Origin of the sequence: Acinetobacter calcoaceticus DSM 30006 = CIP 81.8 (assembly GCF_000368965.1) — a bacterium.
In the GTDB taxonomy this organism is placed as follows: domain Bacteria; phylum Pseudomonadota; class Gammaproteobacteria; order Pseudomonadales; family Moraxellaceae; genus Acinetobacter; species Acinetobacter calcoaceticus.
Genome location: NZ_KB849779.1, coordinates 470799 through 484458 on the forward strand (window position 1 = coordinate 470799; position 13660 = coordinate 484458).

Annotated in this window: 11 protein-coding genes; 5 read left to right on the forward strand and 6 right to left on the reverse strand. The window is 39.6% G+C overall.

The features are described 5' to 3' along the window. Positions 1–67 precede the first annotated feature (67 nt). The gene (locus tag F936_RS04625; RefSeq protein WP_005045253.1) at positions 68–457 is read left to right on the forward strand and encodes a hypothetical protein; all 390 of its coding nucleotides are present in this window, start codon (positions 68–70) and stop codon (positions 455–457) included. Positions 458–497: 40 nt separating this feature from the next. Here F936_RS04625 and F936_RS04630 read toward each other — a convergent pair whose 3' ends face one another. The 6 genes from F936_RS04630 to F936_RS04655 all read right to left on the reverse strand — a co-directional run bounded on the left by F936_RS04630 (position 498) and on the right by F936_RS04655 (position 9069). Beyond that, entirely contained in the window at positions 498–2177 is a 1680-nt protein-coding gene (locus F936_RS04630) for a long-chain-fatty-acid--CoA ligase (RefSeq protein WP_005045255.1), read from the reverse strand. Between the two features lie 297 nt (positions 2178–2474). After that, positions 2475–4694, reverse strand: a complete 2220-nt coding sequence (gene parC, locus F936_RS04635) for a DNA topoisomerase IV subunit A (protein WP_005045257.1) — start codon at positions 4692–4694, stop codon at positions 2475–2477. A 152-nt stretch (positions 4695–4846) separates the two neighbouring features. After that, positions 4847–6166, reverse strand: coding sequence for a niacin transporter NiaP (gene niaP, locus F936_RS04640; protein ID WP_005045259.1), 1320 nt, complete (start codon positions 6164–6166; stop codon positions 4847–4849). 81 nt (positions 6167–6247) lie between these two features. After that, a complete protein-coding gene (locus F936_RS04645) occupies positions 6248–6892 on the reverse strand; it encodes a trimeric intracellular cation channel family protein (RefSeq protein WP_005045261.1) in 645 nt (214 codons plus the stop codon). Positions 6893–6937: 45 nt separating this feature from the next. After that, positions 6938–7405: a YchJ family protein gene (locus F936_RS04650; RefSeq protein WP_005045263.1), complete on the reverse strand. Its 468-nt coding sequence runs from the start codon at positions 7403–7405 to the stop codon at positions 6938–6940. Between the two features lie 71 nt (positions 7406–7476). Further along, entirely contained in the window at positions 7477–9069 is a 1593-nt protein-coding gene (locus tag F936_RS04655; protein ID WP_005045265.1) for a TerC family protein, read from the reverse strand. 326 nt (positions 9070–9395) lie between these two features. Between F936_RS04655 and F936_RS04660 the strand changes: the two genes are divergently transcribed. The 4 genes from F936_RS04660 (at position 9396) to dinB (ending at position 13488) form a co-directional block, all read left to right on the forward strand. Continuing rightward, positions 9396–10019, forward strand: a complete 624-nt coding sequence (locus F936_RS04660) for an LOG family protein (protein ID WP_003654385.1) — start codon at positions 9396–9398, stop codon at positions 10017–10019. Between the two features lie 181 nt (positions 10020–10200). Next, positions 10201–11592, forward strand: coding sequence for a multidrug transporter subunit MdtD (gene mdtD, locus F936_RS04665; protein WP_005045267.1), 1392 nt, complete (start codon positions 10201–10203; stop codon positions 11590–11592). 77 nt (positions 11593–11669) lie between these two features. Continuing rightward, the gene (locus tag F936_RS04670) at positions 11670–12431 is read left to right on the forward strand and encodes a glycoside hydrolase family 25 protein (RefSeq protein WP_005045269.1); all 762 of its coding nucleotides are present in this window, start codon (positions 11670–11672) and stop codon (positions 12429–12431) included. Position 12432: 1 nt separating this feature from the next. Next, positions 12433–13488 carry a DNA polymerase IV gene (gene dinB / locus F936_RS04675; protein ID WP_005045271.1) on the forward strand — a complete coding sequence of 352 codons (1056 nt, stop codon included), beginning with the start codon at positions 12433–12435 and terminating at the stop codon, positions 13486–13488. Positions 13489–13660: the final 172 nt, after the last annotated feature.

Sequence of the window (13660 nt, forward strand, 5' to 3'; positions counted from 1 at the left end):
CATAACATTGCGTTTTTACCTGAAATTTTATGCAATCACTTGTCAACACTGATGAATAGGGCCATGTATGCAACAACCTGATCAAAAAGAACTGTTTGAAGTCTTGGATAAGCAAAAACAGAATCAACTTCAGATAGATCGCATATTAAAGATCGTACTCCCTATTGTCGCTTTTTTACTGAGTGTGATTTGTGCAAATTTGAATTGGCAATCGACACTTGGCACCTTTGTTATTTTAACAATTACCTTTATTGCTGTCGGTATTAAGCGACTTCCTTTATGGCACTGGTTAATTGTGATTACCGTATATTGCTTAGCAGATAATTATTTAAGTTATGGTCAGCTTGATTTAACTCACCTACGCCTGCAACTCGGCACAATGCTTGTTTTTGTGGGGATGGTCGGAATTGGACGCCCTTATATAGACCGCTGGTTTATAAAAAGTCATAAAATTTAAAATAAAAAAAGCGCCCTAAGGCGCTTTTTTTATTAACCGATTAAGCTGGTTTACGTAAGTCTTTACGTAAAATTTTGCCTACGTTTGATTTTGGTAATTCATCCATAAACTCAACATAACGAGGACGCTTATAGCCTGTTAAGTTCTCTTTAGCAAAGCTCAAAACCTCTTCTGTAGTCAAGCTTTGATCTTTTTTCACAATAAAGAGTTTTGGCACTTCACCTGATTTTTCATCTGGAACACCAATCGCTGCAACTTCCAATACTTTTGGATGTTTAGCAATAACTTCTTCGATTTCACTTGGGTAAACGTTAAAGCCAGAAACCAAAATCATATCTTTTTTACGATCTACAATTTTGGTATATCCACGGCTATCCATCACGCCGATGTCGCCCGTACGGAAGAAACCATCTGCTGTCATGACTTTAGCTGTCTCATCAGGGCGTTTCCAGTAGCCTTTCATGACTTGAGGTCCACGAATCGAGATTTCGCCTTGCTCACCTAAAGCAACTTCTTTACCGTCATCATCTAAAATGGCAACTTCAGTTAAAGGTAACGGAATACCAATTGTGCCACTGAATTCAGTAGAAGCAGGTGGATTTGCAGTTGCTACTGGTGAGGTTTCTGACAAGCCATAACCTTCAATGATGGTTGTGCCAGTAATTTTCTTCCAAGCTTCTGCTGTAAAAGATAAAACAGCCATACCACCGCCCATCGCCATTTTTAACTTGCTATGGTCAAGTTGTCTGAATTCTTCATTATTGACTAAAGCATTAAATAATGTATTTACTGCTGGGAAGAATGATGGTTGATATTTACGCAGCTCGTTAATAACAGCTGGTAAATCACGAGGGTTCGGAATCAAGATATTTGCCTGACCTTTATACATACCGTACATCGCGCAAACCATGAACGCAAAAATATGATAAAGCGGCAATGCACAAACAATACGGTCACCTTTAGCGCCATCGTTTGCACCAAATTTACTTTGGAAAATGCCATCACACTGAAGTAAGTTTGCGACAAGATTGAGATGAGTAAGCTCTGCACCTTTTGAAACACCAGTAGTACCACCAGTATATTGAAGCACAGCCGTATCACTTAAGGTTAAAGTCGGACGCTTGTAATTACTTGGACTCTCTTTATTTAATGCTGAATTAAATTTAACGTGTCCCGGAATATTCCAAGCTGGAATTTGCTTACGTACTTTACGTAATACAAAGTTCACTAGAGTACCTTTAAGTGTACCCAGCATATCTCCTACAGTAGCAATTACAACATGCTTCACTGGAGTTTTACCTAAAATGCTTTGATACACACTGGCAAAGTTCTCGATGATCACAAGTACTTCTGCACCTGAGTCATTTAATTGATGCTCAAGTTCACGTGCCGTATAAAGCGGATTAACATTCACTAATACCAAGCCTGCACGTAACACAGCTAATGCAACTACAGGATACTGCAACACATTCGGCATCATTACTGCAACACGAGTTCCTTTTGCTAACCCCAAATTTTGCAAATAGGTTGCGAACTTACGGCTTGCAAGTTCTAACTCATTAAATGACATCGCCTTATCCATGAAGATAAAGGCATCACGAGAACCAAATTTTTGGAAATTACTCTCAAAAATATCAACAAGTGAGGTATTTTCTGCAGGCAATTCTACTGTTTCTGGAATCCCTGTCTTTTGGTATTCTGCAAACCAAATTTTTTCCATAATGCCATTATCTCCGATTCGTAATCCTTAGTAATAACTGTTATTCAATGCCCCAGCTATTCTTTAGCTTCTTGGTGCCAGAACATATTTAAAACTTATTGGCACATTCATGACACTTTCGAACAAGATTATGAGACAGAAATTTTGACAATTTGACCCTGTCAATTTTTTTGCATGGAGTACAAATTACGTACTCCAAATTGCTGTCCTTTTAATCATTATTCAATACCAACAAGTTCAGTTCATTGCTTGAACATGTTGCCATATATAGCGTATTTATGTTGCCAGACGCTAGCTTTATCTCTGAATCAACAGTTTATTTGCTTTTTGATATCCACGTGGTAAGAGCTGACCTTTTGAAGCTCGTTTACCCAGGTATTTTTGTAGATCATCACCTTTTAATTTTAAATGTTGTTGCCCTGCAACCACCTGAATTATTTCATCTAAGTTCAGGGTTGTCATGGATAAAATTTGCTCTTTCGCTTCAAGTTGTATCAACTTATTACCTTTACCCTTATTTAAATTTGGGAGCTCTGCCAAATCAATGATTAAGAGTCGACCTACTGAACTGAGCACAGCCAAATGTGTCATATTTTGAGCAGATATTAATGGTAAAGCTTTTGATTTTTCAGGCACTGACAAGAATGTTTTACCTGCCTTGGCATTGGTATCTAGCTGTTTGGCTTGAGTTTTAAATCCATAACCTGATGTACTAGCAGCGATAAGTTCAGACGCTTCATCTTCTAGATAAACCTGAATAAACGACACGCCACTTGCAGGAGCAAGTTTGGAACTTAATGGTTCACCTAAACCTCTTGCTGATGGCAAACTGCTGATAGGTAAAGCATAACTACGCCCTGTCTCATCAAGGAAATAAATCCGTTGATTGGTTTTGCCCACAGCGTGACTTAAATATTGGTCGCCAGCACGGTAGTTTAAATTTTCTGCATCAACATCTGCACCTTTTGCGGCACGAATCCAACCTGCTTCAGATAAAACCACTGTTACTGTTTCTGCCGGTACAAGGTCTTGTTCTTTAATCTGGACAGCTTCAGCACGCGCTACAATTGGAGAACGGCGTTCATCACCAAACTTTTTCGCGTCTTCTTTTAATTCACCGATAATCAGGTTCTTTAAAGATTCTGGATTTCCTAATTGCTCACGAATAATTGCTGCTTTTGCTGCAAGTTCATCCTGCTCTTGACGGATTTCCATCTCTTCGAGTTTTGCTAAATGACGTAACTTGAGTTCTAAAATTGCTTCCGCCTGTATCTCATCAATCTTAAAGTGTTCCATCAATACAGGTTTAGGCTGATCTTCTTCACGAATAATACGAATAACCGTATCAATATCAAGATAAGCAATTAAAAGACCTGCCAAAATATGCAGACGCTTTTCAATTCGGTTTAAATGATATTCTAAACGGCGAGTTACCGTTTTTTTACGGATCTCAATCCATTCCAGCAAAATACGACGAATCGATTTAACCTGAGGACGCCCATCTTCACCAATCATGTTTAAATTAACACGATAGCTTGACTCTAAGTCCGTCGTTGCAAATAAGTGGCTCATCACCGCTTCAGCATCAATACGATTTGAACGAAGTACAATCACTAATCGTGTTGGGTTTACATGATCCGACTCATCACGTATATCCACCACCAATGGTAGCTTCTTAGCCTGCATTTGATCAGCAATTTGAGTAATGACCTTAGAACCCGATACCTGATAAGGCAATTCAGTAATCACGATTTCATTTTTTTCGATGGTGTACACCGCTCGCATGCGGTAACTACCACGACCAGTGGTCTGGATTTTGAGTAATTCTTCTGGTGGAGTAATGATTTCAGCTTTTGTTGGTAAATCTGGCGCTGGAATATATTCAGCCAATTTTTCATCTGAAGTTTGTGGATTACGAATTAAGGCAATCGTTCCTTTAATCACTTCACGTAAATTATGCGGCGGAATATCTGTCGCCATACCAACAGCAATCCCTGTTGTTCCGTTGAGTAGAATATTAGGAATACGTGCTGGCAACGTAATGGGTTCTTTTAATGAACCATCAAAGTTATCTTGCCAGTCAGTTGTGCCCTGACCTAACTCATTTAACAATAACTCACTGTAGGCAGAAAGTTTTGCTTCGGTATAACGCATCGCAGCAAATGATTTAGGATCATCTGGCGCCCCCCAGTTACCTTGTCCTTCAATTAAAGGATAACGATAACTAAACGGCTGTGCCATCAATACCATGGCTTCATAACATGCAGAATCGCCATGAGGATGGTATTTACCAAGTACATCACCGACTGTACGGGCTGATTTTTTTGGCTTCCCACTATTTTTCAGCCCTAATTCGCTCATGGCAAATACAATACGGCGCTGTACAGGCTTTAAACCATCACTGATATGTGGCAATGCACGGTCCATGATGACGTACATGGCATAATTCAGGTAAGCCTGTTCAGTAAATTCGGCTACAGAGCGGTTTTCTGTCGCTTGATGCGCAAGGCTGGTCATAGTCAGCTTATCTTCCAAATCAGTCGTTATTTTAAATGAGTCTTATGCTAAGTGGGCTATGTTACAGACACAAGAGGGAGTCTGTCACCTGAGCGTCAAATTATGTCTCATCTCTCTATATTTTTAGTTACTTGCTATAAAGTTAGGCAAAACTAGAGGCCTATCGACTCTAATCTTTTTCCTTGGGTTTCTTCACCCAATATCAAAATTACAGCAGCAACCAAAAGCAAAACAACTGTAAACATCATAAAAACGTGGCTAAATCCGTTCTTAGCCACCATCATATGTGTAACAACGATCGGCGCCAAAATCCCGCCTAAACGCCCCATTGCCGAAGCCCAACCAGAACCAAAAGCTCGAATATTGGCTGGATATTGCTCTGGCGTATAGGTGTATAACACTCCCCATGCTCCTAAATTAAAGAATGACATGAGGCAGCCCCAAAACATAATGCTGTTCACACTGTCGGCTTGTCCAAAGAAATATGCAGACAACGCACAAAAGCCAATAAAAGAAGCTAGTGTAATCTTTCTTCCCAAGCGTTCTACAAACCATGCAGCTGCCAAGTAACCTGGTAGCTGTGCCAAAATCATAAGAAGAACATATTCGAAAGATTTAACAATGTCATAGCCTTGTTTAACCAATAAACTCGGTAACCAAGTAAAAATACCGTAGTAGGAATAGACAATCCCAAACCAAATGAGCCAGAGCATTAAACTACGGCGTGCAAAAGGACCACTCCAAAGTTGTTTAAAAGAAACCTTTTGTCGTATAGCTACAGGCATGACTTCAATATGATGGACAATTTGAACACCAGCTTGAGCTTCTAATTTTTGAACTAATGCATGTGCTTCTTCAATACGACCACGATTAATGAGATACGGTATCGACTCAGGGAGTTTTTTCCAAATCACTAAAATATAAATCAGTGGGAGGCCACCCATGAGAAATGCAATATGCCAACCAAACTTAGGAATAATAAAATAAGAAATTAATGCAGCAACTAACCAGCCTAAACCCCAAAAACTTTCAAGGAGTACAATAAAACGACCACGTACATGTGCGGGTATATATTCACTAACCAGTGTTACAGCAACAGGCAACTGTCCACCAAGACCAACACCAACAATAAAACGAAAAATTAATAACCACTTTAAATCTGGAGCAAATGCACATAAGGCCGTAGCGATACTATAAATTGCCATGGTGGTCGCAAATATTGTCTTACGGCCGTAGCGATCTGCTAAAGCTCCCGAACAAACTGCTCCAATCGCCATTCCCACAAAGCCAATACTCACAATCCAGCCACTTTCAGCTGGAGTTAGCGCCCAGTCTTTGACTAAGGTTGTCATGATAAAAGCAATGATCCCTGTGTCCATCGCATCAAACATCCAACCTAGCCCAACCACCCACAATAATGTGTAGTGAAATTTGCCGATTGGAAGATTTTGTATACGTGAAATCAGGTCCATAGGAAAACTCTACTGGAAAAAGTAAGTGAGCAAGACAATATATTTAATTGTTATAGCATGCTCACATGAAGTTCTACATGATTAATGTTCGTCGGTTGAAGAAGCCGATTCTGCATCATCATCTTTATAAATAAACTTAGGCATTTCTAAACCAAAATAAATGGCAATCAAACGCAGGGTAAAACCGAAAATTAAGGTTGAAATGACGGTTAACTCTAAACTTAACCCTAAATCCTGACATACCCAGTAGCAGATGACCGCCACCAAAGAAATACTCGCATAAAGTTCGCGACGGAAAACGAACGGGACATCGTTACATAAAATGTCACGTAAAATACCGCCAGAAACTCCAGTCAATACACCAGCTACAGCTGATACGACAAAACCGTGTCCCATTTGCAAGGCAATCTGGCAACCAATGATGGTAAACCCGATTAAACCTAAAGCATCGAGCACCAAAAAGATGTTATGTAAGTGACGCATCCATTTGGCAATAATGATTGTGACGAATGCAGCACAACAAGTCAGAACCAAATATTCAGGATGTTTTACCCAAGTTAAAGGATAGTGGCCAAGTAGTACATCACGTACAGAGCCGCCCCCTAAAGCAGTCACACAGGCAATCAGTACGACACCGAACCAGTCCATACTCCGTCGCCCAGCAGACAATGCACCTGTCATGGCTTCCGCAGTAATCGCAATAATATAAATAACGGTGAGTAACATCGCCCTTTCCCTCAGGCCAAACGGTGGGCGTATTTTAAGATAAAGTTATAGGAATTGTGCACAGCATTGCTTAAATTTTTTTCTAGAGCCACATACACAGGGTTGTTTCATCGTGACATGCATATCAACTGTGGGGTCAAGAAAAAACCATTGTTGTTGCTGACATACAAAATGTGAAACCTCATGGTGAACCTGAGCTTTTTGTCCATCATGATAATGGGCCTTGAACTCAACCTGCGCATGCGTTTTGTCTAATTTTTCTTTGGCACTGACCACCTCTAAACCCAACCATTGATTTTGTTTACTCCAGTCTGCAATAGCCTCTTTATCAAGAGCAGCTTGCTGACCTAAAGCAGTTGTTTTCACAATATAATCAATTTGTTGTAATGCAAAAGCGCTATAACGCGAACGCATAAGCTGTTCAGCTGTTAGGGCTTTTAGCTTTCCTAAATGTAAAGGCTCACAACATTCTGCATAGTGCCCTTTTCCACACGGACAAGTTTGTTGAGTCATTTTGTGTTTCTCAAATAAAAAATAGCTCAGAGTTGAGCTATTTTATGATGTTTCTAGACTTGAAATGTCATTTAATCTTTTGATTCATCTTGTTCGATAGAAACAATATGAACTTTCTCAATTTTATGGCCTTCCATCGTCACCACTTCAAAGCGATAACCATCGGCTTCAACAGTTTCACCATTTTCAGGCAAGCGACCTAAATGGAATAACAAATAGCCCGATAAAGTAGAATATTGCTCACTTTCATCAACCAAATCACGACCTAATAACAAAGATACATGGCGAATGTCGGTTGAACCTTCAAGTATTAATGAACCATCTTCCAAGCTCTCAGCGGCTGCATCTAGTTCATCTTCATCTGGGAATTCACCCGCAATTGCCTCTAAGATATCGATTGGTGTTGCAATACCTTCAATTGAACCGTATTCATTTAAAACGATTGCCATTTGCAAAGGCGCTTGACGTAATTGCTCCATCACCATAAGTACCTGAGCATTTTCATGCACAATGACGGGTTCACGTAAATGCTTTTGAAAATCAACCACACCTGTTTCAATAAAGCCATTCAAAACTTTATGAGTGAGTGCAATACCCTCAATATTATCAAGTTCACCACGTGCAACAATCAAACGAGAGTGTGTCATTGACATTAAACGTTCTTTTAAAACTTCCGGCTCGTCGTCTAAATCAATCCATTCAAGTTCAGGTCTTGGTGTCATGACTGACTTTACTGGACGTTCTGATAAACCAAGAACACCTTGCACAAGCACACTATGATAAGCCCCATTTTCTTCGTCAAAAACTTCATCGGCAAAAGCTTGAGTAGCTAATACATCTTCTTTATCAGAAGATGGTGTATCTGAGCTAGAGCCACTGTTTTTACTTCCTAGCATACGTAAAACCGCAGAGGCAGTGCGATAACGCAAGTCTGTGGTTGTAACCAGCTTTTCCTGATTGCGACGCATGCTCTGATTGATAATTTCCACCAAAACCGAAAAGCCAATTGCAGCATATAAGTAGCCCTTTGGAATATGGAAACCAAAACCTTCCACGATCAAAGAGAAACCAATCATCATCAAGAAACCAAGACACAAAATAACGACCGTTGGATGCTTATTAACAAAGTCCATGAGTGGTCTTGATGCCCACAGCATAATACCGACAGCAACAATCATTGCCAGCATCATGACACTCTTGTCTTTGACCATCCCCACTGCGGTAATCACACTGTCTAATGAGAACACAGCATCAAGCACGACAATCTGGACAATGACCATCCAGAATGCTGCATGAACTGGATTGTCTTCTTTTTGCAGTTGTTTGCCTTCCATGCGCTCATGTAATTCCATGGTGCCTTTAAAGAGCAAGAACACACCACCGAACAACAAGATCAAATCACGACCAGAAAATGGATGATCAAAAATATGGAAGAGTGGTTGGGTAAGTGTCACAACCCAAGCAATAGCGGCTAAAAGTACTAAACGCATTCCCAAAGCGAGTACCAAACCAATTACTCGCGCTTTAGCTCGCTGTTCTGGCGGCAGTTTTTCGGCCAAAATAGCAATAAAAACGAGGTTATCAATCCCCAGAACAATTTCGAGAACGATTAAAGTAGCTAAGCCCACCCAAGCGGAGGGATCAGACATCCATTCAAAGATCATCGATCCTGCTCCTGCGCTGACTGGATTTTATCTTTATTTGGCAACGCAGCAGGCATGCCCATACAAAGGAGGGAAAATGTTTTTTTAGGACAAGAAATTAAAACGGAGCGACTACAACCACTACCCATATTTGTTCATATGTTGTTAAACGAATTTTTAGTATAGGCAAGATTTAATAGAAATTCATCATTTTTATTTGTTCATGACGAGCATTCACCAAACCCATACAAAACATGAATCTTTCTTATAAATCTGCTTATAAAGTTGTCATATCTTTGGCTTAGTGTAGACAAGAAATATGAACGTGATAAGGTGAAAATAAAGCAATGAATAGCGTATTAACAATGGCAGTAAATGATTCATCCATAACAGCTGTAAAAACAAAACAACCTCTTATTGCATTATATTGTGGTTCACGTGTAGGAAATAATCCAATCTATCGAGAAAAAGCAATTGAACTCGCTCGTGGCATTGCTGAGCAAGGCTTTGGTTTGGTCTACGGTGGTGCAAGCATTGGCTTAATGGGTCAAGTAGCCGACAGCGTACTCGAAAGTGGCGGTGAAGCTGTGGGAGTGATCCCTGATTTTATGCTTAACTATGAAGAAGCACACTCAAGATTAACCGAATTACACGTGGTAGAAACCATGCATGAGCGCAAAGCCATGATGGCTGAACGTGCAAGTGCATTTGTTGCATTACCGGGTGGTTTAGGAACATTCGAAGAGATATTGGAAATAGCCACTTGGGGTCAACTCAACCAACATCAAAAACCCATGATTTTATATAACGTAAATGGTTTTTATAATGCATTGATTGCTCAGTTAGATCATGCGGTTCAAGAGGGTTTTCTCCCACTTCAACACCGCGCTAAATTGATTATCTGCGAAGACGTTGATCAAATTTATAACGTGATTAAAAACTTAAAAATGCCAAAAAGATTTGTTGTGTAGTTTTCCCCCTACTCTCCATAAAAAAAGCGGTTCTGCCGCTTTTTTTGTTTTAACTATTTTCACCGCTGTAATTTTGATAAATAAAAGAACTTAGATTTAGTAAAGGGGTATTCAGCATTGGCTTACTTTTTTTACTTTCAATTTGTTTTACACTAGACCAAAACGTTAACTTTCAAATGTTATGAATGCCACGCCGACTCACCAAGCCTTGCAACCTGAATATCGCCTACTCGTTCTTTTGGTTTCCATTGGCTTTTTTATGCAGGCTTTGGACACAACGATTGTAAATACTGCTATTCCTGCAATGGCTCATCATCTAAATGAAGATCCATTACGCATGCACAGCGTAGTAGTGGCCTATGTCTTATCAGTAGCTGCCTGTATTCCTTTAAGTGGCTGGTTAGCAGACCGCTTTGGTGTTAAAAATATTTTCTTATCGGCAATCGTTATTTTTACTCTAGCCTCTTTGGGTTGTGGTCTTTCTCAAAGTCTCAATGAGCTGTTAGTTTTCCGAGTTATCCAAGGTGTGGGTGGAGCATTATTACTTCCTGTTGGTCGATTATCTCTTTTAAAAATTATTCCTCGAACTCAGTTCTTAGCTGCAATGAGCTTAATGAGTCTTGCAGGTTTACTCGGACCTTTGGCTGGTCCAACTTTAGGCGGCTGGTTAGTTGAAGTTGCAACTTGGCACTGGATTTTTCTCATCAATATTCCTATGGGTATCTTAGGCATCTTAATGACATTAAAAGTCATGCCTAATTTAAAAGAACCTTCAGTCAAGACATTTGATTTAGGCGGCTTCATCTTATTAGTGGTGGCCATGATTGGATGGTCTTTGGGTATTGAACATCTCGCTTCACCTGAATATTCAAAATGGTTCAGCATTTCGCTATTGGTGGTCGGCATAATCGCAACACTTTGGTATGCCTATCATTCTCACACCCATCAAAACGCATTATTCCGCAGTCGGCTCTTTAGAAACAAAATTTATGCGATTGGTATTTTAGGTAATTTCTTTGCACGCTTTGGTGGTAATGCCTTACCTTTTGTTTTACCGCTGATGTTACAGGTCGCTTTTGGTTTTGAACCTTTTATTGCGGGTTTAATGATGATTCCTCTGGTCTTAGGTTCATTATTTTCAAAGCCAATCGTCAGACCTATTATTCAGAAAATTGGCTACCGACGTTTTTTACTCATCAATACAACGTTGGTCGGGTTATGTATTGCCTCTTTTGCAATCATGACAGTCGACACTCCAACTTGGTTTAGAGCCTTACACTTTTTCTTATTTGGCACATTAAATTCATTACAATTTGTTGGAATGAACACTTTGACCTTAAAAGATTTGCCTCAACAAGATGCGAGTAGCGGTAATAGTTTTTTATCGATGATCATGATGCTATCAATGAGTATTGGCGTGGCACTGGCAGGTACACTCATTAATGTATTTACCAGTTATTATGGTGCCGATCACGTGACAACTGCATTTCATCTCACCTTAATTTGCCTCGGTTGTATTAATGTCATTGCTGCACTTATCTTCTGGCAAATTCCCAAAAATACCCCCGTATAAGCCGTTGCATTTTTAGCGTGGTTTCTCATTCTTGAATCACGTTATGATGTCGGCTTCACAACTTTAATGAGTTTTGCATGACCAAACTGGCTAAAACCTTTTTCACAGCACGGCACCACAATCCCCTAATTGGAATTGGCTTGGCATGTGTTATGGGAATATTGGCTTATTTGGGTTTGTTCTATCAGCAAAAAGCTGTTGCACAAGATTATCCAGTTAAAGGCTTCGATGTCTCTCATCATCAAGGTGACATTGACTGGAAAAAAATATCACCGGAAAAGTTCCAATTCGTTTATTTAAAAGCTACTGAAGGCGGCGATTTTAAAGATTCAAAATTTCAAGAAAACTGGCTCAAGGCGCGTGAACATAGGTTTCATGTAGGGGCTTATCATTTTTATCGTCTATGTCGCGATGGTAAAACGCAGGCAGACAACTTTATTGCGACTGTACCTAAAAAGCCAGATGCACTTCCACCTGTCATTGATCTGGAATATGACAGTAACTGTATTAATACATACACCAAAGAACAATTAATTAAAGAAATTGGCATCATGCATGATCGCTTAAAACAGCATTATGGTAAACAGCCCATCTTTTATATTTCCAGAACTTTTTACCACATTGTCCTAGTTGGAAATTTTTCTGGTACTCCTCTTTGGGTGCGCGATTATGAAGCTAAACCTGAACTCAAAGATAAAAGAAAATGGCTCTTTTGGCAGCATAGTAATCAGGGTAAAATTGAAGGGATAACAAAGCCTGTAGATCTCAATGTCTATGAGGGTTCAGTCAAAGAATGGCACCAATTTTTACAGCAGCAAGGCATCGTGAAAGCACAATAATATGCGCAAAATCATTCATATCGATATGGATGCCTTTTATGCATCAGTCGAGCTACGGGAACAACCTGAATTAAGGCATTTACCCGTTGTTATTTCATCTCATCATCCGCGAGCTGTAATTGCTGCTGCATCTTACCCTGCCCGAGAATTTGGTTTGCGTTCAGCCATGTCGATGAGTCAGGCAAGAAAACTATGCCCTCAAGTCGTTATTATTGAACCAAATTTTGAAAAATATCGCACAGTTTCAGCTCAAATTCACTCGATCTTTCAGCAATATACGCTACTTATTGAGCCTTTATCTTTAGATGAAGCCTATTTAGACGTTACTGAAAATTTAAAACAGATTGCGAGTGCAACTGAAGTTGCCATGCATATTCGAGAAGATATTTTCAGATTAACTGGACTCACTGCATCGGCAGGTGTAGCGCCCAATAAGTTTTTAGCAAAAATCGCCTCTGACTGGAATAAACCGAATGGTTTATGTGTAATAAAACCTTCGCAGGTTGCTAATTTCATTCAAGATCTTCCACTTAAAAAAATTCCTGGTGTGGGTAAAGTCACTCAGGAAAAATTACAACAGCTTCAGTTACATACGCTAGGTGACTTACAGAAAATTGAAGAAGCTATTTTAATTCACCATTTCGGTAAATATGGTCAACAGCTTTATCTATATGCACAAGGGATTGACCATAGACCTGTTCAAGCTGAAAGAGCTCGCCAACAAATTTCGAAAGAGACGACATTTGATAGTGATTTTACTTTAGCTCAATGTCAGCCCTATTGGCAGGGCTTAGCCGAAAAAGTCTGGCAAAGCTTAGAGAAAAAACAACTCAATGCGCGTGGGGTTAATGTCAAACTTAAACTCAAGAATTTTCAGACTTTACAACATAGTAAAAGCTTTAAAAGACCTATTCAGTCGCTACACGACCTAATCCAAGTTTTATTTTTATTATTAAATGAAATGCAGATTCCCGAACATTTCCAGTTTCGCTTAATTGGTATAGGGGTTTATCAGTTACAAACCCAATCAGATGACTTTCAACTTAACCTTTGGTGATTGACTACTTTTCACCCAAAAAGAGTGGATTTTGAACAAAATCTATTCCCTTTTGCTCCAAGTTTAGAGTAACCTAATCAGCGCATATTCATTACCCATGTATTTGCAACATGCCTAAAGCAACCTTTACTTTTGGCATACCGTCCTGTGATTGGCGTGACGACCAAATCCG